Here is a 25,807-nt window from a genome sequence, read left to right on the forward strand (position 1 = left end):
ATAGCGCACGAAGGAATGACTGAAAATGATAAAATATCCCTCTTGCTGCAAGAGGGATATTTTAGCCATTTAATTGGCATAATTTTCTTTAACGACCGCAGCACAGCGGGAGCACAGTCCCGGATGGTCGCTGTCTTCTCCAACCGTATCGGATGCAACCCAGCAGCGCTCACATTTTTCGCCTGGGTGTTTTTCCACCGCCACGTCCACATATCTATATGCTTGTGCCTCTGGGCTGCTGTCAGTGACATTCGCTTCTGATACAATCAGAAGCTGCTGCAAATAGGAGAGAGACTCAAGTACCGCTTTGGTCTCCTTATCCCGCGGAACAATGGTTACTTTAGCTTCCAGCGACTTTCCAATAACTTTTTTATTTCGTGCTTCTTCCAGCGCCTTCAGGACATCATCTCTTACTTGCATGAAATGATCCCATTTGCCTTCCAGTTCATCCATTTGCTGAACCTGACGAGGCTCAGGCATATCTGTGAGCTGCACACTTTCCTCCTCGGCACCCGGAATATGCTCCCACAATTCATCTGCAGTATGCGGGATAATCGGGGTAAGCAGTTTGACCAATGCTGTAAGGATCTCATAATACCCGGTCTGAATGCTGCGCCGGCGATGATTATCTTTTGCTTCAATATAAAGCACATCTTTGGCAAAATCCAGGTAGAATGAGCTGAGATCCACCGTACAGAAATTATGGATCTGATGGAAGATCGGCGAATACTCGTATTTCTCGTAGTTGGCTCGCACATCCTTAACCACCTGCTGCAAACGATGCAGCATATAGCGGTCCACTTCTTCCATCTCTGCTTCCGGAACGCGGTCACGAGCCGGGTCAAAATCAGCAAGGTTACCCAGCATAAAACGGAAGGTATTGCGGATTTTCCGGTAAGCTTCCGATGTTTGTTTCAGAATATCATCAGAGATACGGACATCAGCCTGATAATCAACGGAAGAAACCCATAAACGCAAAATATCGGCACCCAGCTGTTTTTGCACTTTTGAAGGAACGATTACATTACCGATTGATTTACTCATCTTTCTTCCTTCTCCGTCTAAAGCAAACCCATGACTGATAATATTCTCATAAGGCGCCTTGCCTGTAACAGCGACAGCAGTGGACAGGGATGAGTTAAACCAGCCGCGGTATTGATCGCTTCCTTCCAGATAGACATCCGCAGGGCGGCGGTGGTCCTCGCGCTGTGTCAGCACTGCTTCATGAGAGGAGCCGGAATCAAACCATACGTCCATAATATCCATTTCCTTGGTAAACTCCCCATTCGGGCTGTGTTCAGAAGTGAATCCCTCCGGAAGAAGATCTTTTGCTTCCCGTTCAAACCAAATGTTGGAACCATGCTCCCTGAAAAGGTCAGACACATGGCTGATTGTTTCATCGGTTAGGATTGGCGTCTGATCCTCGCCGTAAAATACAGGAATCGGCACTCCCCATGCCCGCTGCCGGGAAATACACCAGTCTTCACGGTCGCGAACCATGTTATAAAGCCGAGTTTCCCCCCAGGATGGGTACCAGTTGATCCGGTTAATTTCGTCAAGAATATCCTGGCGAAAATCCTTAATGGAAGCAAACCATTGGGAAGTTGCCCGGAAAATGGTCGGTTTTTTCGTCCGCCAGTCATGCGGATAGGAGTGTGTGATAAAGCTGAGCTTCAACAATGCTTCTACTTCTTCCAGTTTCTCGGTAATATTTTTGTTTGCCGTATCATAGAACAATCCTTCAAACCCGGGAGCCTCTGCTGTAAATACACCTTTGTCATCTACAGGGGATAATGGTTCAATGCCATAAGAACGGGATACAGCAAAGTCATCTTCCCCGTGACCCGGTGCAGTATGAACACATCCTGTCCCGGCATCTGTCGTGACATGTTCCCCAAGCATCACCAGCGAATCACGGTCATAGAAAGGATGCCTTGCTACAACTTTGTCTGCTTCCTTGCCGGTAAAGGTTTTTACCACTTCTGGTGAGTCCCATCCTAATTCCTCTGTCACAGAAGCAAGCAGTTCTTCAGCAAGGATATACTTTTCTCCGTGTGCTTTCACTACCACATATTGCAGTTCCGGATGCAGACTGATGCCGAGGTTAGCCGGAATCGTCCATGGGGTCGTCGTCCAGATGATAAATTTCTCTCCGCCATCCAAGAGGCCTTTGCCATCAGTGACTTCAAAAGCAACATAAATCGATGGAGAGCGTTTATCTTTGTATTCAATTTCCGCTTCAGCAAGCGCGGATTCCGAGGAAGGAGACCAGTAAACAGGTTTGAGCCCTTTATAGATATAGCCTTTTTTGGCCATCTCCCCAAAAACCTTAATCTGGGCAGCTTCATAATCCTTCGTTAGTGTAACATACGGATTGTCCCAGTCACCTCGGACGCCAAGCTGTTTGAATTGCTTGCGCTGACTGTCAATCTGGCCGAGCGCGTACTCTGCACATTTTTGCCGGAATTCGGCAATGCTCATTTCTTTGCGCTTGATTTTTTTGTTTTTGGTCAGCGCCGTTTCAATCGGCAGCCCATGGGTGTCCCATCCCGGGATATAGGGGGCATGATACCCGGACATCGATCTATATCTGGTGATAAAATCCTTTAGAATCTTGTTCAGTGCATGACCAATATGCAGATCGCCATTGGCATATGGCGGGCCGTCATGCAAGATAAACAGCGGTCTTCCTTTCGTGCGTTCCTGCACCTTTTCATAAAGGTTGGTGTCATCCCAATACTCCTGCCGCTTCGGCTCCTTATTCGGCAAATTCCCGCGCATAGGAAAGGCGGTCTTTGGCATTAGCAATGTGTCCTTATAATCCATTTTATTTCCTCCTATTATTGAATTTGAATATTAAAGTTACTTATTTATCTCGCAGTTGATGGAAACGGCGACATAGCCTCTGTCCCGCCGCTCCGGAAATACCCCTCGCTTTCCGCGGGAAGCTGCCGAGCCCCTTGTGCTATCGCACTGCGGGTCTCGCCTAAGCTTTTCTTCCCGCAGGAGTCTCGGGGTATTTCCTCCGCTGACTTGTTGTGTTTTCCATCTTTCAACTACTTTGTGTTTAAAATCCACTTCCTGCTCAGGACTAGACCGCAGGAGTAGCTACTCACAGCGAAAATCAACCATCAACAGGGGGCGCTGTTGTTTAATTTTAAACACTCTTACCAGCGAAGGAAATACATGGAGACTCCTGCGGGGGGATAGGCACAGGTGAGACACCGCCGTGCGACAGCACAAGGGGGCTCACCGGCCGCCCGCGGAAAGCGGAATGTATTTCCGTAGCGGTAGGTTACATCGCAGACTATATACATTTGTGAGATTATCCACAAATTTTTCATGAAACAGCCCTAAATTAAAAAAAGCCTCCATCATCCCAAAAGGGACGAGAAGACTCGCGGTACCACCCTTATAAATTCAGGCCCGGTTTCCAGTCCTGAATTCACTTGATATCTGTAACGGGATTAGCCGTCCATTCCTACTCATTTCAGAATGGAAACTCAGGGAGTGATCTTCAAAAAACATTTCTGCACCAGGCTTCCACCATTTCCCGGCTCGCTAAGGCAGCAATTGTTTTTATACTGGCTCCATCAACGCGGTTGCATTATTATTTTACCTGTTATCTTTATGAATTATATGTAAAAATCCCTAATACGTCAAGGCTTAAGACTCTGTTTCGAGTAATTCGAGATCTTCACCCATTTCCTCGTCAAACAGCCTGTCCCAGTCATCGGTGTCAATCATTTCCAGCTGAGCCTGAACGAGCATGCGCATGCGAGTTCGGAAAACTTTCGCCTGTTTCTTCAATTCTTCCACATCCATAGAAATGCGGCGTGATTTACTTAAAGCATCATTTATAATGCGATCGGCATTTTTTTCGGCTTCTTTGATAATCAGCTTGGATTCTTTTGTCGCACTGCCTTTCACTTCTTCTGCTGTCTCCTGTGCTACAAGAATCGATTTATTCAGCGTTTCTTCGATATTGGTGAAATGTCCGAGTTTTTCATTCAGCTGATCCAATTTTTCCTGCAGATCTTTTTTTTCTCTGATTGCCGTTTCATAATCCTTGATCACCTGATCCAAAAATTCATTCACTTCATCTTCATCATACCCGCGAAAACCCCGGGTGAACTCTTTATTGTGAATATCAAGCGGTGTTAATGGCACAGAGGCCACCTCCTAATAAATTGATCTGTTCCTATTCATTCGCCATCAGACGACAAAATTCCTGCAAGCAAGGAAAGTTATTTTGGGAAAGCATGACTTTTCGCTCAGCATTCATGATTATACAGTAAAATATTTAATTATCTGCTAAAACAGCTGCAGTTATTTTCCATTTGTCTTTCTTCGTCCGGCCATTGATGCTGACCAGCTTACTTCTTCCTTTCCCCCTAAGAGAGATTAGGTCGCCTTCCTGCAGTTCAAATTTGCTGTCATCAACCACCCGGAAATTTACCTTAGCCTGTAGCTTGCTGATCGCTTCTGTTGCTTCTTTTCGGGAAATGGGATAAATTTCCTTCAGTATAACGTCTAATCTTAACGAGGAAACCGTCTTATCCGTCTCAACCCACTTCATTTCCTTTTTCAGTAAACTGGAAAGCGGTTTTTCTCGAAAATCAGTTTTTGCTTTTTTTATGGAAGTCAGGTTGGTTTGAATGTAGGGAGCAATCTCTGCTGCCGCAATGATCTGCACAACACCGTCTCCAACCACGATGTCGCCGAGCTTGCTCCGCTTGATGCCAAGGGAAAGAAATGCTCCCATTGCGTCCCGATGTTCCAGACGAATAAACTTCGCTGGAAAAGAAGCTTCAAGCAATGTGAGTTGAAAGCTGTCCTCGCTGATCTCTTCATACCAGGGGACAATGATCATCCGACACCGTTCCGTATGCGGATCGCCGCCATACAGGGAAATTTTCAACTCATCCTGTCTGGTCCCTGTGAGCATCTCGACAATCTGCTGCTCTCTCGGATCAAGGAAATCCGTCAGTCTGGACTGATAAGACCACTCCACCTCTTCTTTCCAGGAGAGGGCCTGATCGACAAACCCCTGTTCTTCTTTGCGAAAATGCTGATAAATATCCATTTCAGCCACCCTATAAGAGTAAGGTTGCCAGGCCCATGCCTGCAAATTGCAAAACAAAGATGCCAACAATCGGTGACAAATCAATCATGCCGATCGGCGGGATGAATTTGCGGAATATTTCCAGATACGGCTCGCATATCCTGCCTAGCATTTCCCCAAAAGAAGACTCGCGTGCCCCCGGGAACCATGACATTAAAATATAAATGATAAGCGCAAAACTGTACACGTTTAATGCCATACTCAAAAATGTATATAACTCAAACATTTATTCATTACCATCCTTTTCCTGTTTCTTCTTCATCTGAGAACAGCTCGGAAATTGTCCCGGAAACATCCACATTATCCGGCGTGCACAGAAATGTTTCTGCGCCCAGCTTCTGGATATCCCCATTCAGGGCATAAACAGTGCCGCTGAGAAAATCAATAATCCGTTTTGCCTGATGGTTGTCCACCCGCTGAAGATTAACTACCACCGCCCGCCGGTTAACAACATTATCGGCAACCTCCTGGGCTTCATTGTACGACCTCGGCTCACAAAGCACCATTTTGGAAGAAGCCTGTTGCATGCTGGTCAGGCTTACGACATTTTGACCTGCCTGCTTTCCCGCCGTTTTATTTGGCGGTTCTTCCGCTTTTTCCACATATTCATATTCATCGTCCATGGTAAAATAATTTTTAAGCTTATCTTTAAAACTCATCGTTTCACCTCACTAAACATCAGGAATTTGTCAGGCTTGACCCGATTCGTACATGGGTTGCCCCTTCCTCAATGGCAATCCGGTAGTCATTGCTCATCCCCATGGAAAGATAAGCACAAGGGGCATGGGAAAGCTGCATGCTTGAGACTTCATCCCTTAACTTCGCCAGCGTCCGGAAGATCTCTCTTAAGCGCAGCTCATCATTAATATGCGGTGCCATTGTCATCAGCCCGATGATGCGGACATTTTCATATGCTGCCATCTCTTCCACAAATGGCACTACCTCTTCCGGATCCAATCCATGCTTGGAGACTTCACCGCTGACATTAACCTGAATAAAGCAATCCAACTGCTCATTCACCCGCTTATTGATTTCCTTCGCGAGTGAGTTCCGGTCAAGGGAATGAAGCATATCAATCTGATTGATTACGTCTTTCACTTTTCTCGATTGCAGGGTGCCGATAAAATGCCAGTTTACTCTGTCTGTAAAATGCTGGTATTTTTCCAGAAAGCCTTCCAGACGATTTTCGCCAAGATTCTCAACACCTGCCTGAATAATCTCTTCGGTTCGTTCTATTGTAACATATTTCGTCACCCCGATAAGTGTGATATCGTCCGGATTTCTGCCGCTTTTTTCGCAGGCTTCTCTGATATGATGACGAATTTGTTCCAGATTTGCTGCTGCTGTCATGTTTCTCTTTTGCCTCCACTTAAGAAAACTTGCTTTATATCCGACCGTATTAAAAGAAAATTACCTAGAATAGCCGATAAATCCAAGCATTCTTCCAGTTTTCCCTTTATCCCGCCGATGCGAGAAAAACAGAGATTCCTCCCGATACGTGCAATAAGTTGTTACGTCTATATTATTACGTAATACCCCGGCTTGTAAAAGAATTTCTACATTTAATTGTTTTAAATCAAGTAAAAACCGTCCTTCCCCTTGCACTGTGATTACTTTTTCCTGGTCTGCTGCCGGAATCTGACGTATGACCTGCTCATCCACTTCATAATAACCTCTGGAGATACATGGACCGATACAAACGAGCAGACTTTTTAGGTTCACCCCTTCATCTGTGAGCTTTTCAACCATTTGTTCCGCCATCCGGTTGACGGTTCCTTTCCAGCCTGCATGTGCGATGCCAATAAATCCAGTCTCAGGGTCAAAGAAGAACAACGGAACACAATCGGCAAAGAAGGCGGTGCAGAGGATTCCCCGTTCTTTTGTTATAAATCCGTCTGTCCCCTTTATCGCCTGCTGATGATCCGTGCTTCCCCTTCCCCGGTCACTGCGGCTTAGTTTTTCCACGTTGGTTTGATGAATCTGCTCCCCCGCCGCCCAGTTTGTGAGTGGCATTTCCAGGTTTTCTGCCAGCATCTGCCGGTTTGTGAGCACCTTTTCTTTTTCATCAGAAACATGCAGTCCAAGATTAAGAGTAGTGAAAGGGTCTGGGCTAACCCCGCCGTTTCTTGTTGTAAAACCCGCTTTTAATCTGGGGTCAGCCTCCTGCCATTTTTTGATCGTTAGAAAAGATTCATGATTTTCTTGTTGAAATGGTTCCCGCATCGGATCCCCTCCTGAAACTGCTCTTTTGTCTTATTCTATCATATTTTGCGCTAATCGCTACTCTTTATCTGAAAAAGAGGCAGCAGCATACAAATCCGGCGCTTGCACATCCTTGACCAAAATCACATCGGCCCCAATGCGGACAATCTGCTCCCAATGAATCAGCAGTTCATCCGGCTTTCCGAAAAGCCCGCCTTTTTTTTCCTTAAGCATAATGACAATCGCCAAGATTTTACCACGGTCTGCATCAATTTCCAGATCAGAGATATGGCCAATTCTGCTTCCATCATCTACAATAATAACTTCTTTCAACTGCAGTTCCGATAGTTTCACCATGTTTATCCCCCTTTATAGAAAATATATGCGGCAGATGCTGATTATTTCATGGAAATCCCGGTTCGTGCGTTTATTCCATAAATAAAAAGGATACAAACCTTAAAGCGTTTGTATCCTTTTTATTTCGTAAACGTTAGTTATTCAAACATCTCTTTATTCATCTGGCTGATCGCCGATTTCTCCAGCCTTGACACCTGAGCCTGAGAAATACCGATCTCATCAGCTACCTCCATCTGGGTTTTTCCTTGAAAAAACCGTTTATTTAATATCATTTTTTCCCGTTCGTTTAATTGGAACATCCCCTCTTTCAGGGAGAGTTTATCTGCCCATGTGGAATCTTTATCCTTCTCATCACTTATCTGATCCAACACAAAGATTGGATCTCCGCCATCGTTATATATTGGTTCAAATAAGGAGACCGGATCCTGGATAGCATCCAGTGCAAATACAATTTCCGAATGGGAAATCCCCATTTCTTCGGCGAGTTCCATCGGGGTCGGTTCTTTTGATGTCTTGCTGATCAGCTTTTCCCTTACCTGCAGAGCTTTGTAGGCAATATCCCGTAGTGATCTGGATACACGAATCGGATTATTATCCCGCAGGTACCGTCTGATTTCCCCAATAATCATTGGAACAGCATAAGTGGAGAAACGGACATTATGCGATAAGTCAAAATTATCAATGGATTTCATTAAACCGATGCACCCTACCTGGAACAGGTCATCAACATATTCTCCACGGTTGTTAAATCGCTGAATGACACTCAATACCAGTCTTAAATTGCCATTTACCAATTCCTCTCTTGCTGATAAATCTCCATCCTGTTGGATTCTGATAAATAGTTCACGCATTTCCTCATTCTTTAAAACGGGTAATTTCGATGTATCAACACCACATATCTCAACCTTATGTCTTGTCATGTAAGTTCAACCCTCCCAGTTGGTGATGCTGTTCAAGGAACAGTATCTCCGGGCGGGAGGGTTTTTATGCAGGATACTAAGGCGGTACTGGGCGGCAAAAAGACGCTCTTAGCTTGTGCCTCTAGGGCTAAACCATTTTATTAAATTCTTTTTTCAGGCGGCGAATAATCTTTTTTTCCAAACGTGAAATATAGGACTGAGAGATGCCCAGCATATCGGCAACATCTTTCTGGGTTCTTTCTTCTTCACCAACCAGACCAAACCTTAGTTCCATAATCTGTTTTTCCCGGTCATTCAGCTGGGAAAGAGCATTTTTCAATAAACTTTTATCCACATCAGACTCCAGTCCTCTGGTAATGATATCCTCGTCTGTGCCCAAGACATCAGACAGCAAAAGTTCATTGCCGTCCCAGTCAATATTCAATGGTTCATCAAACGATATTTCAGACTTCAATTTATTATTCCGGCGCAAATACATCAGAATTTCATTTTCGATACACCTGGAGGCATAGGTTGCCAGTTTTATTTTCTTTTCCGGATTAAACGTATTAACTCCCTTAATCAGTCCAATCGTGCCGATGCTGATCAGATCTTCTATATTAATTCCGGTGTTTTCAAACTTGCGGGCAATATAAACGACGAGACGCAGGTTGCGCTCAATCAGCACAGACCTTGCCGATGGATCTCCTTTTGGCAAGAGGATAAGCAATTCCCTTTCTTCCTCTTTAGAAAGCGGAGGCGGCAAAGCTTCACTTCCGCCTATGTAATAAATTTCATCGGATTTTAGGCCGAGTTTGAAAAGCAGTTTATACCACCATAACCTTAGACGCAACTTCCATACTTTCATAGAATCTCTCTCCTTTATGCCGAGTATACAGATGCTGATTTTATGATTTGCGGATGCAGCAGGCAATGATAGCTGTCATCTTTTGACAGATCGGCAAACTGAATCCCAATCAGCACTTTGTTTGTGATAATATTTTCTTCACCATAGTGGATGATGATTTGCTCGGGCCGAATCGCCAATAAAAACATGCTTGATCCCTGCACACCTTGATAGGGTACAAGCTGAATCTGTTTTTCCCATTTTTCCGGAAGCTGATCAAATCTCAATGTTTCATGGGCTGTCTGAAGCCGCTTCCAGTCTTCCTCGGTAAACCACCTGCTTAAAAAAGGCTGATCACAGATAATGACAGGTTTTTTTGTGAGTGGATCTGTCAGCTGATTGCCGCTGTCTATATAGCCGGTCGTCGAAAAGCCCTGATTATTCAGTTGTATGGTCACCGGACAGAGCTGATCATAGCGGATTTTTTCATTGCCATGCTTGTCCATACGGGATTTTGTGAAATACCACGCGGCCGGGAAGCAGGCGGCGACAAACAGCCAGCTGATTGGGTCTCCATAGCCACTGTTATACGTAAGAATGCCATCTGCCGAAACACCAAACGGATTCCGAAATAAAAAATGGACAGCGATTAATCCCCCCCCTATGGCAAATGTGACGAAATAAAATAACCCAAGCAGCTTAGCCATTCGGTACAAGTTGCTGTATCCGAAGGCGCAAATAATAATAATAATGGAGTACAGAAACTTTCCCAATGGGCTTGAGAAAAAGGAATCAGGAAAATAAATCGTGACCGGCACCAGAAGCGAGGCGATCAAAGCACCTGCAGCTATCCTGATTCTCCCGGTGCCATCCCGTGCCAGTGCCTGTGTTAGCATTAAAAGCATCATATCCAGGAAAAAATTCAATGCCCAGACCGCATCAAGATAAATAGTCACTGAACTCTTCCTTCCCTTCTGACTTCCACTTAGAGCAGCGTAAAAATCAGGCAGACTGTAAAAATGGGCAGCTGTGAATACTGGTCGACCTGACATAAAACCAACCAAATCTGACCAACGCTTTTCCCATTTCTCTGATTTATCCGTAGTATACCGGACATCATAAGCAAAGTCTGTCACTTCCTGTATGAGACGGGGAACTAATTTCCACTAGTTATCGGGGACTTTGTCGGAAAGAGATTTGGAAACCCGGGCAGTCGAAAATGCATATAAAAAAAGCAAACAGACGGCTTGGCCATCCATTTGCTTTCTTTCTTTTATGCTGTTTTGTAACGAATTGGGACTGCGATTACTCGCCCCATCGAAAAAAGTTTGTTGTTTTTATCACAATATCTGCTACGTAAATTAATGGGTTTCATAATCGCCGCTGCGGAAATATACTACGCGCACCTTAGGGTGGCTGTTGAGCCCCCTTGTGCTATCGCACTGCGAGGTCTCACCGAGGCCATTCCTCCCGCAGGAGTCGAGTATCGTCACCCCCCCCCCATCAACCACCAACAGAGTGGGAACTATTGGTTGCTTTTAAAAAGCACACCGTTAGCGGAGGAAATACCCCGAGACTCCTACGGGATGAAAAGCATAGGCGAGACCCCGCAGCGGCAGCCTATGTCACATTTTCCCATCAACTACAAAATAAATAAGCAACAAAACTTACGAAGAGAGCTTTCTTCTGATTATCTGTTTCGATTGCGGTTACGCAAGAATGTCGGAACATCCAGGGTGTCTTCTTCTTGTCTGGAACGCTGCGGCTGCTGCCTTGGCTCACGCGGCTGTTCTTCCCTGGTTGCTGCTTGTTGTTGCTGGTTTATGACCGGTCGCTGCTGCCTTGGCTGATTTTCGGGCTTTTGTATCGTTTCATCAAAACCTGTCGCAATGACAGTAACAATAATTTCGTCATTCAGGTTCTCATTGATTACCGAACCAAAAATGACATTCACTTCCGTATCTGCAGCTGAAGTTACCAGATCAGCTGCTTCCTGCACTTCATACAAGCTCAGGTTGGTGCCGCCGGTAATATTCATTAAAATACCATTTGCTCCATCGATGGAAGTTTCCAGGAGCGGGGAGGAGATTGCCTTTTTCGCAGCCTCCGTAGCTCTTGTCTCTCCAGTGGCAATTCCAATGCCCATCAACGCGGACCCTTTGTCAATCATGATCGTCTTCACATCCGCGAAGTCGACATTAATCAAACCAGGCTTGGCGATCAAATCAGAAATACCCTGTACCCCTTGACGGAGAACATTATCTGCTTCACGGAATGCCTCAAGCATCGGTGTATTTTTATCCACAATCTCCAGAAGCCGATCGTTTGGAATAACAATCAGTGTATCTACACTTGACTTCAATGCGTCAATACCGGAAATGGCCTGTGTTGAGCGTCTGCGGCCCTCAAACGAAAATGGCCGGGTAACGACGCCTACCGTTAACGCGCCCAAATCCTTGGAAATTTGTGCAATGACCGGAGCTGCCCCTGTACCGGTGCCTCCGCCCATACCGGCGGTAACGAAGATCATGTCTGCACCCTGGAGTACTTCTTCCAGTTGTTCTTTGCTTTCTTCTGCTGCTTTTTTGCCAACTTCCGGATTGGCGCCTGCTCCCAGCCCGCGTGTCAGCTTATCTCCGATTTGGATTTTGACTTCCGCTTTGGATAAATTAAGTGCCTGGGAGTCTGTATTGACCGCAATGAATTCCACCCCTTCGACACCATGTTCAATCATCCGGTTAACGGCGTTATTGCCGCCCCCGCCAACTCCAATTACTTTAATCGTCGCAAGTTCTTCCATATTCGTATCAAACTCTAACATACTGCGTTCCTCCTACTTTGCAAAATTACGAGCATTATGAACGGATGTTTCCGGGAATATGACTGCTTGTCTCTGCATAATATTAGTCAAAGAAATATTTAAACAGATTAGCCACTTTAGAATCTTTCTTGTTCCCGGCTGTTTCCTTTGTATTGTTCGCCTGTTTCTTAGATCTTTTTGGTTTCGGCTGTGGTTCATTTTCATTTATGCCGATTGCCGGAAAAAGTTCTTTTCCTTGTATTTTCGCATTGCGGTAGGCAAATTTCAAGATTCCTACCCCTGCGGTAAACTGTGCTTCCCTGACCCCGATATAATCGGGAATGGCAATCCGGACATTGGCAGGAAATAAATCCTCGGCCAGTTCCAGAGCTCCCGGCATGGACACCGTGCCGCCTGTCAGCACATAGCCTCCCGGGATTCCCTGATACCCCATCTTGCGGATTTCTCTTTCTGCATAAGCATAGATCTCTTCCAGTCTTGCTTCAATCATGTCTGCGAGTTCAACCTGGTTAAAGGTTTGTTTTGCATTGCTTCCAATAATCGAGATATCGAATGTTTCATCTTCCTGTGCCGTGTCATAAAATGCATGACCATGGTTCAGTTTGATATCCTCTGCATCCTCCGTAGAGGTTCTTAGACCAACAGACAAATCTTTTGTGATATTGTCCCCGCCTAATTGGACCACACTTGTGGCTGTAAGCTGATCATTTTGGAAAATGGAAACCGTTGTACATCCGCCGCCAACGTCTATAAGAGCAACTCCCATATTTTTCTCGTCATCGGAAAGGGCGATCGTTCCTGCGGCAAGCGGCTGCAGACAGATATCAGAAACCTGCAGTCCAGCACGCTCTACACATTTTAAAAGATTATGTAAAACTGTTTTGGAACAGGTGATAATCGTTCCTTCCATTTCCAAGCGGACACCGATCATCCCGCGGGGGTCGGTGATTTCATCAAGTCCATCCACAATAAACTGCTTGGGAATGACATCAATGATTTCCCGTTCCGGCGGCATGGAAATTACCTGAGCGCCATCAATCACTCTGGTAACATCCTCATCCTCAATTTCCCGATTTTCACTCTGGACAGCAACAACCCCGTGACACGGCTGCAATTGTACATGATTTCCATTAATGCCGACAACGACACTGTCAATTTGCATGCCGACCATGCGTTCCGCCTGTTCCACTGCATTTCGGATGGAATGGACTGTTTGGTCGATATCCACAACTGCGCCTTTTTTCATTCCATTTGATTTCGCTGTGCCGACACCAATGATGTTAAGTGAATCCTGCAGCACTTCACCAATAATTACTTTAATGTTTGTCGTACCTATATCAAGACTTACTAGTATTTCGCTGTTGTTCAAAAGAAAGGCACCTCCTGATTCCTAAGCATCTGTCACCTGGTAATACTTTTCAATTCATCATTATTATTTTTTCTTTATCTAGTATTCTATCGGAATTTGCTCAAAAAGGAAAATGTAATTAGTAATTCTAGATAAAACCGGCATTTTCCTTTATTTTTCTTAAATTTATTTGCAAGTTTCCGGTTTTTTGCCAAGGTTAAAGCACAAATGGCAAAATCACGGGACAACGAAGGCTCTCCGGTTTAATATACCTTTCGTATGTTCATTCGATTTGCTGACTTTCATCTAAAATTTATTTACTGGAAAACTATTCATCCTGCGTGCTGTCTTCCTCCGCATCTGCCTCGTTTTCCGAGTCAGCAGTCTCTTCTGCAGATCCGAATGCCTCAAAATAGGCTCCAACACCAATATGAATAATCCCTTCAGACCCCGGCTCAAGCTGGGAAACAATCGAAGGGTAAACTTGCATTTTTTCTGCAAATTCCCGGATCGTTCCGCTGACCATATATCCATCATTCATATAAAGCATTATGGAATGGTTATCACCGTCTGAGGGCTGCCAGTGAATTTCCGAGATTATACCCAGTATACTCTCAGGCAATGCCTGAAGCTGGGCTGTCATCTGCTTGAACATTTCTTGATCCGAAAACCCCACTAATAGGGGGGCATCGCCATTATAGGTGTTTTGTTCCATTTCTGTTAGAACCGTTCCATTACCCAACACCGGATAAAAATGGTTTTCTTCTTCTTTGTAGCCTACGCGTTCATGCTCCGTGAGCTTGATCTGCACCGTCCAAGGCAATTGCCGGTCTACCTCAACCTCTTCAATGATCGGACTTTCCAAAACAGAGGAGGAAATCGCCTCCCTGTCAATTGTCCAGATGTTCGTCCCGGCAGCCATTCCTGCGAGATTCAACACCTCTTCATCCGTTAAAAAGGAATTGCCTGTCACATCAAAAGAACGAACATGACTAAGAGGAGACTGTAAATAAACGATCACAGCTATTAAAATAAAAAAGATAGACAGATAAAAGATCAGGCGCCGATTTGCCTTCTTTTTGCGGGCTTGTTTCAATTTCGGAATTCGGTCTTCAATCGAAACAATTTTTTCTTCGCTCATCCCCATTTCTTCCTTTATCCCCAAATTATAGAGTGAAAAGCAAATTCACTTGCCGCCCCCTCTATGATGTTAGTTGAATTATACCACATAATGGTTGACGGCTGATAGTGCTCTTTACCCAGTTTGTTCAGTTTTTTTCGGAAAAATTGCCGGTAAATTTTTTCCAGTGTCTCTTTTCAGTTCTTAGGAAGTTATAAGCTATTACGTATTTGGATAGGGACAGCTAAGACAGGCTTCCGCTTTTGTTCTGTTACACTTTGGAATTTCTGCTGATATTTAACAAAATACCTACCGAACATAAGGTGAGTGTAAGCGATGAACCGCCATAGCTTAAAAATGGCAGGGTAATCCCCGTCACCGGAATTAGCCCAATCACCACACTGATGTTAATCATTGCCTGGATGATCAGCATGGATACAATCCCAAGCGCCAGGAAGCGCCCAAATGGGTCCGGGGCTTCCAGAGCAACTCTTATGCCGCGCCAGAACAGCAACAGAAACAGCCCGATCACAAATGTCCCGCCGATAAACCCGAGTTCTTCTCCGAGGATTGCAAAAATAAAGTCCGTTTGCGGTTCCGGCAGGTAAAAGTATTTTTGCAGACTTTCTCCAAGCCCCACTCCCATCAGGCCACCTGGTCCGATTGCATACAGCGACTGGATAATCTGAAAGCCGTCGCCAAGCGGATCTTCCCACGGGTTAAGAAATGCGGTGATCCGGCTAATCCTGTATGGAGCTGAAATAATCAGCAGCGCAAAACCGGCTAGTCCAATGGCAGCTAGTCCAAAAAAATGGGACAGCCTTGCACCTGATACAAAAATCATCAGCATACAGGTAAGCACCAGCACCATTCCTGTGCCGAGGTCCGGCTGCAGCATAATCAGCCCAAACGCAGTAAATACAAGAATAAGAGATGGAAAAAATCCCTTTCTGAATGAAGTGATATATTTCTGATTGGCTGCCAGATAAGCTGCCAGAAAAATAATCAGACCCAATTTCATAAATTCAGATGGCTGAATACTGAAGGCACCGATGCCCAGCCAGCTTTGTGCCCCACCGCGCACCATACCGACACCGGGAATCAATACCAACAAGAGCAGCACAAAACAGCTAAACAAAATGACTTTCGCGTATTTTTTCCAATTGCCGTATGGAATCAGCATAACGAAAAACATCGCCGCCACCCCGACCCCGGCAAATAATAATTGTCTTTTTAAATAGTAAAAGCTGTCTCCAAACTTATAGTCGGACCAGACATAGGAGGAACTGTATACCATGACAACCCCAATCAGCAGCAGTGTGAGCACCACTGCCAGCAGTAAATAGTCCGGTGACCGTCCAGCTAATTTTCGAAACATAAATACACCCCTGTTCCATGTTTATTGGAAAAGGGGCTTCTTAATGTGCACAAGTGGTAGATGACCGCTTATACAAGCCCCCTACATTAATGTATGCACAGCTTGTATAAACATGTCTCCTCTTTCTTCAAAGGTGCGGTACTGATCCCAGCTGGCACACGCTGGTGACAGCAAGATTACATCATTTTTTTCGGAGAGGGTGTAAGCAATTTGCGCCGCTTTTTTGACATCGCCGGCATTCTCAATTACCGGAACTCCTGCCTCTTCTCCGGCTGTTTTCAGTTTATCAGCTGTTTCACCAAAAACGACCATTGCTTTAACATTGCTGAGATAGGATCCGAGTTCGGTAAATTCATTTCCCCTGTCCAGCCCGCCAGCCAGCAAGATCGTCGGCTGCTGAAAAGAATCCAATGCCTTTTGCGTTGCCAATATATTTGTCGCTTTGGAGTCATTATAAAACAGCCGGCCATGGATTTTATCCACAAACTGCAGCCGGTGTTTAACCCCCGCAAAACTTGTAAGCACAGCACGAATCCCTTCATTCGTCGCCCCGCTTAGCTTCGCTGCCGCCAGAGCTGCCAGTGCATTTTCCAGCTGGTGATCTCCAACAAGTACAATTTCATCAAGATCCATCACTTTCTCACCAAGGAAAAAAACAGCACCATCCTCGATCCATGCCCCGTCCTCGACCTTTCGCTGAACGGAGAAAGGAATCGTTCGGGACGCCGCCAGTTTGACTGCTTCTTTTAAATGCGGATCGTCCGCATTGTAAATCAGATAGTCATCTTTCGTCTGATTCCTGAATAGATTAAATTTGGCTTGTTTATAATTTTCAAAGGTTTGATGGTAATCCAAATGCGCTTCAAAGATATTCAAGAGCACGGCAACCCGCGGACGAAAAGTATCGATTCCCATCAGCTGAAAGGAAGACAGCTCGAGAACCAGACTTTCCTGTTTGGAGAGTGTCTGCGCTACTTCCGTGGCGACTTTTCCAATATTGCCGGCAACTTTCGCTGGCTGGTTGCTCTCCCTTAACATTTCGACTGTCAATGTAGTCGTAGTGGTTTTTCCATTGGAGCCAGTAATGCCGATAATCGTTCCTTCTGCCAGCTGGCCAGCCAGTTCGATTTCTGTAATCATAGGGATCTTCCGCAGCAAAGCTTCCTGCACGACTGGGTTGGTATACGGAATGCCGGGATTTTTTACCACTACTTCTATTCCGTCGAGGACAGATAACGGATGCGAACCCGCAATCACCTCTGCGCCGTGAGCTGCCAGTTCTTGAACCATCTCATCCCCTTCGTCGGCTTTTTTATCATTGACCCGGACTTCAAGACCTTCTTGAAGCAGCAATTTGGCGGCAGCTGTTCCGCTTTTTGCCAATCCAAGGACAAGCGCCCGGGAATATGTGAAGTTCTCTAATTTTCTCAAGCCAATCCCACCTCAATAAAAATGCCTAATACTGCGAAGACAAGACCAATCAGCCAGAAGGTAGTGACCACCCGCCATTCCGACCAGCCGATCAGTTCATAATGGTGATGCAGCGGACTCATTTTAAATACGCGCTTTCCTGTTGTCTTAAAGGAAATCACCTGAATGATGACAGAGAGGGTTTCCAGCACAAACACCCCACCGATCACGACCAGCAGGATTTCCATTTTCGTTAAAATCGCTACTGCCGCCAATGCCCCGCCGAGAGCCAGTGAGCCGGTATCCCCCATAAACACTTTGGCCGGATGGGCATTAAACACAAGAAAGCCGAGCACAGCACCAACCACAGCCAGGGAAAAAAGTGTCACCTCAGGAGCAGCAAAACCGTACCATGCAAGAATTCCGAACGCCCCAAAAGAAATAGCCGCACTTCCTGCCAGAAGACCGTCCAGCCCGTCTGTCAGATTCACCGCATTGGATGACCCGACAAGCATCAGCAGAATCAGAACAGCATATCCCCAGCCAAGCTCCCAGCTAATTTGTGTTCCCGGAATTTCAATGGCAGTGGAGAAGCCCTGCTGTTGAATAATAAAGTAAAACACAAGCGCAATGACCACTTGTCCAAGCAATTTTTGCAGGGATGTCAGTCCCAGATTTCGCTTCATTACCACTTTGATAAAATCGTCCAGAAAACCAAGCAGCCCGTAGCCGCCCAATACAAACAGCAGGAGCCATAGCTCGTAACCGATTCCGTCTGCGCTCGTCTTGGCTGCCATGATAATTGAGGTAATAATAATGCTGACCACAATCATCAGGCCGCCCATGGTAGGGGTGCCGGTTTTCTTCAGATGGGACTGTGGCCCCTCCTCCCGTATGCTTTGTCCAAATTTTAACCGTCTTAAAAAAGGGATGAAAACCGGAGAAATAAGGACGGTGATTAAAAAAGCTATAGCGATGGTTATAATCAAAGTTAGTGTATTCAAGACAATTCCTCCTCGTTCAGTTACCGCCCATACTGAAAATTACGTATGTATGATTTCATTAATCAGTGATTCAAACTGGAGACCACGTGAAGCCTTAAATAAAATGACGGCATCCTTCTGCAAATAAGGTTTTAACGCCCCGACCAACGCTTGCCGTGAAGTAAAATGACGGCTTGGAATCGCTGGCTGTCTTTCATTCACTTCTTGTGTAATATAGGCCGCGTCCTCTCCAAATGTCAAAAGAGCAGTAATCGGCTCTGTGATGACCTCGGCAACCGAGCGATGCATTGTCTCAGCAAATTCTCCCAACTCATAAACATCTCCAAGCACGAGAATTTTTTGCTCGAAATCGTTCATTTGTTTGACCACTTCGATCGCTGCTTTCATAGAGGTTGGCGAAGCGTTGTACGCATCATTGATAATCGATTCCCCGCCGGGACCTGTAATCATCTCAAAGCGCATGCCGGTCAATTCCAAGGATTTGAAAGCCTGTCTGCATTTTTCCGGGGGGATTCCCAGTTTCCCTGCAACCGCAAGCGCATATGCTGCATTTTTTGTATGGTGGCTGCCTAATAAGGAAACTGTGTAGCTCTCATCTGCCACCCGGAAATCCGTTTGCTCCTGTTTGACTTCCACTTCCGTTATCACCAGATCATTCTCCGGCTGAAATCCGCAGCGGATACAATTTGGTTCTTTGTGGAGATGCTCCAGCAGCGGTTCATCTCCGTCGATGATTATGGATCCGCCTTTTTTCAGTCCATGCAGTATTTCCAGTTTTGCTTTGGCAATTCCTTCACGGGACCCGAGATATTCAATATGTGACTCCCCGATATTGGTAATAATCACATGATCAGGAAGGGCGAGGCGGGATAATAAATCAATCTCGCCAAACGCACTCATGCCCATCTCCAGTACAAGTACTTCCGTATCAGGCTTCATTGCCAGAATGGTCAACGGGAGGCCTATGTGGTTGTTAAAATTTCCATCCGTATAATGGGTACGGCGAGTAGTTTTTGCCACCGCAGCCACCAGATCTTTGGTTGTGGTTTTCCCATTGGATCCCGTAATGCCGATCACCACGGGATCCACCTCTTCACGATATTTGCTTGCAAGCTCTTGCAATGCCGTAACGGTGTCTTCCGTATAAAAAACGGGAAAATCATTCGGCAGACTTTCCGGGAGCTGTTTAGACCGGTCCCATAAAACGGCAGCAGCCCCATTTTCAACTGCCTGCAGCAAAAAGTCATGCCCATCAAAATTCTCGCCGGCAATCGGGACAAAAAGCGCATGATCTGCCTCTACCCTGCTGTCTGTTACTACTTCGTTGATTGTGATTGTTTCCTGCACATTTCCGCTATATTCCTGGAAAATGCCGGATATCCATGCCGCTGTAAAAAGCATCATCATTTCTCCTTTTCCTTGATTGCTTCTGCTGCTGTCTGCCGGTCATCAAACTCCACTTTTTCATCCCCAATTTGCTGGTAAGTTTCATGACCTTTCCCTGCAATCAACACGACGTCATCTTCTTCTGCCAAATCAATCGCCATTCTGATGGCAGTTTTGCGGTCGGCAACCGTTTGATAATTGGTTTCAGAAAGGCCTTTTGTCATATCGTTTAAAATATGCTGTGGATCTTCTGTGCGCGGATTATCCGAGGTGAATATGGCAAAATCTGCATATTTCACCGCCATCGCCGCCATCAGCGGCCGTTTACTGCGGTCCCGGTCGCCGCCGCATCCCGCTACAACATACACGTTTCCTGTTGCAAACTCTAGAATCGTCTGGAGCACATTTTCCAGGGAATCCGGTGTATGCGCATAGTCGACAAGCACCTGATAAGGCTGGCCCTTTGCGACCGGCTCAAACCGTCCGTTCACACCGGTCATTCCCTTTAGAGCCGTCTTTATCACTTCGAGTGAAACCCCAGCAGCAAGGGCTGCAGCACTGGCTGCCAGCATATTATAGATATTGAATTTACCAACAAGCTTTGTGGAAACAGGGACAGCGCCGGCTGGTGTTACTAAGCGGAAAGAACTTCCATCCTGAGTCATGCGGGTTTCCTCTGCCCTTACCAATGCCGTTTCCTGCAGCCCATAAGTGATGACTTGCTGTGATGTTTTCTTTATTAAATACTGTCCTGCCGGGTCATCTGCATTCAGGACCGCGAATTTTTTACTGGAGTCCTCATAAGTATTGCCTAATTGCGAAAACAGCAGACTTTTCGCATGCAAATATTCCTTCATATCCTCATGATAGTCAAGATGATCCCTGGACAAATTCGTGAAGACAGCAATATCGAAGTCACACCCATATACCCTGCCAAGGTCCAGTGCATGGGAGGAAACCTCCATCACAGCCTGCTCCACACCGGCATCAAGCATTGAGCGAAATGACTTTTGTAAAAATAAAGCATCCGGTGTGGTATTTGCAACAGGGTAAACATCGCTGCGGATTTTCATTTGGATGGTGCCTAGAACCCCTGTTTTTTTTCTGTTTTCCTGAAAAATCTTTTCCAATAAGTACGTAACGGTCGTTTTGCCATTGGTCCCTGTTACACCAATCAGCGGGAGCTCAGCTGTTGGATTCTGATAAAACGCAGCACTCAGCATAGCCAGCGCACGCCCGGTATCAGGAACAATAATTAATGGGAGCTCTGTCTCTATAGGCTTTTGGGCAATAATGGCAGCCGCGCCATTCTCCGCAGCTTCCCCAGCATATGCATGACCATCAGCGGCAAATCCTTTAAGACAGACAAACAGACTGCCTTTCTCCACCTTCCTTGAATCTATCGCTATCGCAGCTACCTCTATGGAATCAAGAGGAACCTTTGTCTCATAAAACGAAAGGCATCCAAGAAGATCTGTTAATTTCATGGGAACCCTCACCCTATCTCGTTGATTCGTCAGAGATACAGGCATGGCACTTTATATAAAAAATAAGTCTTCCCTTTAGAACTCTGAATGAAAAACAGATGTGCACAGGGCAGCCGTTCATTTCTTCATTTCAATATTATAGCAAACTTTATTCCGATGCACGATCATTTTCATTCGATAAATAGATTCTTATTTCTGACCCCTGTTCCACCTCGGTTCCCGGACTTGGCGCCTGATCAATAATATAATCCCCGGTGCCGTTTGTTTCAATGGATAAATTCACCATATACTCCGCAAGCTCATCCTTAGTGAGACCCATTAAGTCAGGCACTTCCACTTTCGGCTGATCCGGCCATTGGTATTCCTTATCAAGGCCGCCTTCCCTCGGTTCCACACCAAGAACCTGCATACTGTCCTCTATTATCCTTCCGACAATCGGCGCCGCTACCACTCCGCCAAACTGTACAGTATCTTTCGGATTATCCACAGCAACGTAAACAACAATCTCCGGGTCGTCTGCAGGGGCAAAACCAATAAAGGAAACGACATAGTTATTTTCCATATATCTGCCATCCGGTCCGACTTTTTGCGCCGTACCGGTTTTTCCGCCTACTCTGTACCCTTCAACATATGCTGGGCGGCCTGTACCCTGTGCCACTACACTTTCCAGGGCATGACGGAGCTCTTCGGAAGTAGACTGGGAAATCACTTGGTCTTTTATATTTGTCTCCATTGTTTCGATTGTTTCATTTGTCACCGGATCAATCCATTCTTTGGCAATGTTCGGTTCATATAAATAGCCGCCATTAACAGCTGCCGCTACCGCCATTACCTGCTGTATCGGTGTCACGGAAACCCCCTGGCCAAAGGCAGTGGTTGCCAGTTCTACAGGTCCGACATTTTCCGGATCAAATAGAATTCCATTTCCTTCCCCTCTTAAATCAATCCCTGTTTTTTTACCAAAGCCGAATTCTTCAATATAAGAAAACAGCCGCTCTGTCCCAAGCATTTGCCCGAGACTGACAAAGCCCGGGTTGCAGGAATTCTGCACAACCTCCAAATAGGTCTGATGCCCATGGCCACCGCTTTTCCAGCAATGCAGTTTGGCACCATCCACATCAATATGTCCAGGGTCATGAAACTCGTCTTCCTGCAGATCTACCACTTCTTCCTCAAGGGCCGCAGCCAGGGTAATAATCTTGAAGGTAGAGCCTGGTTCATACGTACTCCATATCGGCAAATTGCGGTCAAAAACAGAGGCCTCTGCCTCCTGGTAATTTTCCGGACTAAAATTCGGTCTGGACGACATGCCAAGCACCCCGCCGGTTTTCGGATTCACGGCAATAGCCAGCGCTCCGTCAGGATTGTATTTCGCCACCGCCAGATCAAGTTCCCGCTCGAGAATTGTCTGTACCTCGGAGCTAATCGTTGTTTGCAAATGCATGCCATCAGTTGGCGGTGTATAAACATCTGCAAGGCTGTCCAGCCTTCCCCCTTTTGCATCGGAATAGAAGGAAAGACTCCCCTCTTCCCCGCTCAGTTTGTCATCATAGGAAAGCTCCAGGCCCATTAGCCCCTGATTATCAATTCCGGTAAAACCAAGCACATGGGATAAATAATCGCCAAACGGATAATGCCGTTTGGAGTCCTTTGCTAAGTAGATACCAGCCAAATTCAATGTCCGAATCTGTGTTTCCTGCTCTTCAGAGATTTTGATTCCCTCCGGACGCAGATTAACACTGGACTGGTTTTGTGTAATGGTTTCATAGACTTCATTCATTGGCATTTCCAGCACCTCTGCCAGTTTTTCTGCTGTGTCCTCGGGATTTTCGATTTGCCTTGGGACGGCAACAACGGAAGGTGCGGATACGTTTTCTGCAAGAATATCACCATTTCGATCCAGTATATTTCCTCGTTCCGGTTCAAAGACGATATCCCTTGTCCATAAATTATTCGCCTTTTCCATCAGCTCATCACCAATGACAAACTGCACATAGCCCAAGCGAAGATCTATGACACCCAGCACTAATATGCCAATAAGAAAAACAGCAACTATTCGTTTCTTCACAGTAACGGCGGATACTCGTTTCATATTCCCATCCCCTTTTCATAGGCAGGCTTGTATCCACTATATGAGTATGAAAAAACGAATAGAACACTGTTTGTCCTTGTTCCATCTATTCATTCTAAGGTTCTTCGTCTTCCGTGTTTTCCTCTTCTTCTGCTTCTTGACTAGTGTCTGGAGAGGGCCCGCCTGGCGGAGCAAGTTCCACACCTAAATAGTCCCCTTCTTTGAGTGGTGTACCCTCTTTGATATGCTGTGTCACCACATAGCCGTTTCCGAAGGTTTCGATTTGCAGCTGCATTAGATCAGCCAGTTGCTGAATATCCCTTAAAGACCAGCCGGTAACATCAGGCATCACCGGATTATCGGTCACCAGAATAACACGTTCGCCAGGGAGGATCTTCTCCCCTTCCTGTACATTTGCCGCAACAACTTCCCCATCGCCGATCAATGACACATTTAATCCGAGTTCAGTCAGTGTTTGTTCAGCTGCTTTGCCATCTTGTCCAATAACACCTGGAAACTCCACTTCTTCAACAGCTGCCGTTTCCTGGTCTTTGTCCGGTTCAATGTTTAAATAATGCAGGCTGTTTTCCATGACATTCTTAAATACGAAAGAGACGGGATCAGAACCATATTCCCCTGCATCGAGTTCAGGCTGCTGTACGGATACATACATCATTAACTGCGGATCATCAATGGGTGCCATTCCCAGAAAAGAGAACAAGTGGTTTTCCCTTCCGGTCATATAGCCATTTCCTTCCGGGTCCGGTATCTGGGCCGTTCCTGTTTTTCCGCCAACCGAATAATCCTCCAGTCTGTTTTTCTTCCCTGATCCGTGATCTTCACTTACAGCAGAACCCAGCAGGCTGCGCACTTGTTCAGCAGTAGATTCAGAGATTGGCTCACCAACCTGATTTGGTGATTTTTCCTTCACTGTGTTTCCAGTTGTCGGATCAACAATTTTCTGGATAACATATGGCTGCATCATTTTTCCGCCATTGGCAATCGCTGTGGCTGCCTTCATTTGCTGAATCGGTGTTACCGTCGTGCCCTGACCAAATGCAGTAGTAATTTTTTCCAGTGGCCAATTGTATAAAATTTGCCCTTTTTGCTCCCCAGGCAAATCGATTCCGGTTTCTTTATCAAAATCAAATGCGTGCAAATAGTCGAGATAGGTTTCCGTTCCGATTTTTTCCCATAGCAACTTGGCTGCCGCCACATTGGACGAACGTTCAAACCCCTCATCATAAGAGATGGTTCCCCATCCTTCGTTATTATGGTCATGGATATAGTCCAGCCGCTCATTCGGCCGGTAGCGTCCGGATTTGAAACCTTCTTCCCCGTTATAAACGCCTTCTTCCATTGCCGCTGCCCAGGTAAACATCTTCATTGTTGAGCCGGGTTCCATTGGGGTGGAGATGGCGTCATTGTACCAATTCTCCACATTTGCCGGGTTATTTGGGTTGTAACTCGGCCGTGAACTCATCGCAACTACTTCGCCGGTGTTGGGATCCATCACAATGGCTGTCATCCGCTCCGGGTCGTATTCTTTCTCTACCTGAGTAAGGGTATCCTCTAGCAGGGTTTGGATTTTCTGGTCAATCGTTAAATAGACATCATCCCCGTCTTCCGGTTTTTTGATGACTTCTTCCGGGTCGAGCAGCTTCGTATTATAGAGATCACGCTGGTAGGATATGCCCCCCGCTTGGCCGCTGAGCAGATCATTCATCTCTTTTTCAATTCCGGTTACACCGACAATATCACTTGTCCCATCCTCTTCTTCCTCACTGGCGTCTCTGGCAAAGCCGATAATATGGGAGGCGAACATTCCATTCGGATAATAACGCAGCGACTCTTCTCGAAATTGAATCCCCGGTAACTCGAGGTCTTCAATTTTCTCCTTTTCCTGCTGAGTCAGGTCTTTACCGGCATTGCCAAATTCGACCTGAAATTGGTCACTTTCTATGCCCGACCGCAGCCTATCCAGTAAATAAGATGACTCTACATCTAATAAAGGAGCCAATGCCTCCGCTGTTTTTTCAGGGTCTGTTACATGCTGCGGATCTTCTGGGTCTGACGTATAAGCTTCATCCACGATCGCGTATAATTGAAAAGCTGGCCTATCGTACGCCAGCGTCATTCCACTCGTGTCGTAAATTTTCCCCCGCTCCGCGTCCAGTGTGTACGAAGCGGTCCGCTTCTCTTCCGCCCAGGCTTCCAGCGAAACACCATTGACCTCCCCGGTTGCCTGTATGTACAAAAAACGTCCGGAGAGCAGAAGAAAAATACCAACAAATACAATTATCAGTATACCGGCCATGAGATGGGTTGTTTTATGTTTCCTCATTCCCTTAT

21 protein-coding genes and 1 other annotated feature are annotated in these 25,807 nt (G+C 45.9%); all 21 genes read right to left on the reverse strand.

The genetic code is table 11. From position 1 onward, the window contains the following. Window positions 1-69: 69 nt before the first annotated feature. Window positions 70-2,826, reverse strand: a complete 2,757-nt coding sequence (gene ileS / locus CEG13_RS06335; protein WP_100011031.1) for an isoleucine--tRNA ligase — start codon at window positions 2,824-2,826, stop codon at window positions 70-72. A gap of 555 nt (window positions 2,827-3,381) precedes the next feature. Next, window positions 3,382-3,606: a binding site (T-box leader), on the reverse strand. A gap of 60 nt (window positions 3,607-3,666) precedes the next feature. Beyond that, window positions 3,667-4,170 carry a DivIVA domain-containing protein gene (locus tag CEG13_RS06340; RefSeq protein ID WP_100011032.1) on the reverse strand — a complete coding sequence of 168 codons (504 nt, stop codon included), beginning with the start codon at window positions 4,168-4,170 and terminating at the stop codon, window positions 3,667-3,669. Between the two features lie 133 nt (window positions 4,171-4,303). After that, a complete protein-coding gene (locus CEG13_RS06345; protein ID WP_100011033.1) occupies window positions 4,304-5,086 on the reverse strand; it encodes a YlmH family RNA-binding protein in 783 nt (260 codons plus the stop codon). Window positions 5,087-5,096: 10 nt separating this feature from the next. Further along, window positions 5,097-5,351, reverse strand: a complete 255-nt coding sequence (locus CEG13_RS06350; RefSeq protein ID WP_100011034.1) for a YggT family protein — start codon at window positions 5,349-5,351, stop codon at window positions 5,097-5,099. Window positions 5,352-5,358: 7 nt separating this feature from the next. Then, window positions 5,359-5,784 (reverse strand): cell division protein SepF, encoded by a 426-nt coding sequence (locus CEG13_RS06355; protein WP_100011035.1) that lies wholly within the window; start codon window positions 5,782-5,784, stop codon window positions 5,359-5,361. 19 nt (window positions 5,785-5,803) lie between these two features. Continuing rightward, entirely contained in the window at window positions 5,804-6,475 is a 672-nt protein-coding gene (locus CEG13_RS06360) for a YggS family pyridoxal phosphate-dependent enzyme (protein ID WP_100011036.1), read from the reverse strand. Between the two features lie 60 nt (window positions 6,476-6,535). Beyond that, window positions 6,536-7,348: a peptidoglycan editing factor PgeF gene (gene pgeF, locus CEG13_RS06365; RefSeq protein ID WP_100011037.1), complete on the reverse strand. Its 813-nt coding sequence runs from the start codon at window positions 7,346-7,348 to the stop codon at window positions 6,536-6,538. Window positions 7,349-7,405: 57 nt separating this feature from the next. Further along, window positions 7,406-7,684, reverse strand: coding sequence for a YlmC/YmxH family sporulation protein (locus tag CEG13_RS06370; protein ID WP_100011038.1), 279 nt, complete (start codon window positions 7,682-7,684; stop codon window positions 7,406-7,408). Between the two features lie 137 nt (window positions 7,685-7,821). Further along, window positions 7,822-8,604, reverse strand: a complete 783-nt coding sequence (gene sigG, locus CEG13_RS06375; RefSeq protein ID WP_100011039.1) for an RNA polymerase sporulation sigma factor SigG — start codon at window positions 8,602-8,604, stop codon at window positions 7,822-7,824. 127 nt (window positions 8,605-8,731) lie between these two features. Continuing rightward, window positions 8,732-9,451: an RNA polymerase sporulation sigma factor SigE gene (gene sigE, locus CEG13_RS06380; protein WP_100011040.1), complete on the reverse strand. Its 720-nt coding sequence runs from the start codon at window positions 9,449-9,451 to the stop codon at window positions 8,732-8,734. A gap of 14 nt (window positions 9,452-9,465) precedes the next feature. Further along, a complete protein-coding gene (spoIIGA, locus tag CEG13_RS06385; RefSeq protein ID WP_100011041.1) occupies window positions 9,466-10,386 on the reverse strand; it encodes a sigma-E processing peptidase SpoIIGA in 921 nt (306 codons plus the stop codon). Between the two features lie 734 nt (window positions 10,387-11,120). After that, entirely contained in the window at window positions 11,121-12,251 is a 1,131-nt protein-coding gene (gene ftsZ, locus CEG13_RS06390) for a cell division protein FtsZ (protein ID WP_100011042.1), read from the reverse strand. An 82-nt stretch (window positions 12,252-12,333) separates the two neighbouring features. Continuing rightward, window positions 12,334-13,620: a cell division protein FtsA gene (ftsA, locus tag CEG13_RS06395; protein ID WP_100011043.1), complete on the reverse strand. Its 1,287-nt coding sequence runs from the start codon at window positions 13,618-13,620 to the stop codon at window positions 12,334-12,336. A 307-nt stretch (window positions 13,621-13,927) separates the two neighbouring features. Continuing rightward, entirely contained in the window at window positions 13,928-14,740 is an 813-nt protein-coding gene (locus CEG13_RS06400) for a cell division protein FtsQ/DivIB (protein WP_100011044.1), read from the reverse strand. Window positions 14,741-14,990: 250 nt separating this feature from the next. Then, the gene (gene spoVE, locus CEG13_RS06405) at window positions 14,991-16,097 is read right to left on the reverse strand and encodes a stage V sporulation protein E (protein WP_100011045.1); all 1,107 of its coding nucleotides are present in this window, start codon (window positions 16,095-16,097) and stop codon (window positions 14,991-14,993) included. 81 nt (window positions 16,098-16,178) lie between these two features. Beyond that, window positions 16,179-17,528 (reverse strand): UDP-N-acetylmuramoyl-L-alanine--D-glutamate ligase, encoded by a 1,350-nt coding sequence (murD, locus tag CEG13_RS06410; RefSeq protein WP_100011046.1) that lies wholly within the window; start codon window positions 17,526-17,528, stop codon window positions 16,179-16,181. Further along, on the reverse strand, window positions 17,525-18,511 hold the full coding sequence (mraY, locus tag CEG13_RS06415; RefSeq protein WP_100011047.1) for a phospho-N-acetylmuramoyl-pentapeptide-transferase: 987 nt from the start codon (window positions 18,509-18,511) through the stop codon (window positions 17,525-17,527). Before mraY ends, murD begins: the two co-directional genes overlap by 4 nt. 39 nt (window positions 18,512-18,550) lie before the next feature. After that, entirely contained in the window at window positions 18,551-19,918 is a 1,368-nt protein-coding gene (locus CEG13_RS06420) for a UDP-N-acetylmuramoyl-tripeptide--D-alanyl-D-alanine ligase (RefSeq protein ID WP_338033003.1), read from the reverse strand. After that, a complete protein-coding gene (locus CEG13_RS06425) occupies window positions 19,915-21,384 on the reverse strand; it encodes a UDP-N-acetylmuramoyl-L-alanyl-D-glutamate--2,6-diaminopimelate ligase (RefSeq protein ID WP_100011049.1) in 1,470 nt (489 codons plus the stop codon). The genes CEG13_RS06420 and CEG13_RS06425 overlap by 4 nt, the downstream gene beginning before the upstream one ends. A gap of 148 nt (window positions 21,385-21,532) precedes the next feature. Continuing rightward, a complete protein-coding gene (locus CEG13_RS06430) occupies window positions 21,533-23,476 on the reverse strand; it encodes a stage V sporulation protein D (RefSeq protein WP_100011050.1) in 1,944 nt (647 codons plus the stop codon). Window positions 23,477-23,570: 94 nt separating this feature from the next. Then, window positions 23,571-25,799, reverse strand: a complete 2,229-nt coding sequence (locus tag CEG13_RS06435) for a penicillin-binding transpeptidase domain-containing protein (RefSeq protein WP_100011051.1) — start codon at window positions 25,797-25,799, stop codon at window positions 23,571-23,573. Between the last annotated feature and the right edge of the window lie 8 nt (window positions 25,800-25,807).

This window comes from Lentibacillus sediminis (assembly GCF_002763455.1).
Classification (GTDB): Bacteria; Bacillota; Bacilli; order Bacillales; family Amphibacillaceae; genus Lentibacillus_D; species Lentibacillus_D sediminis_A.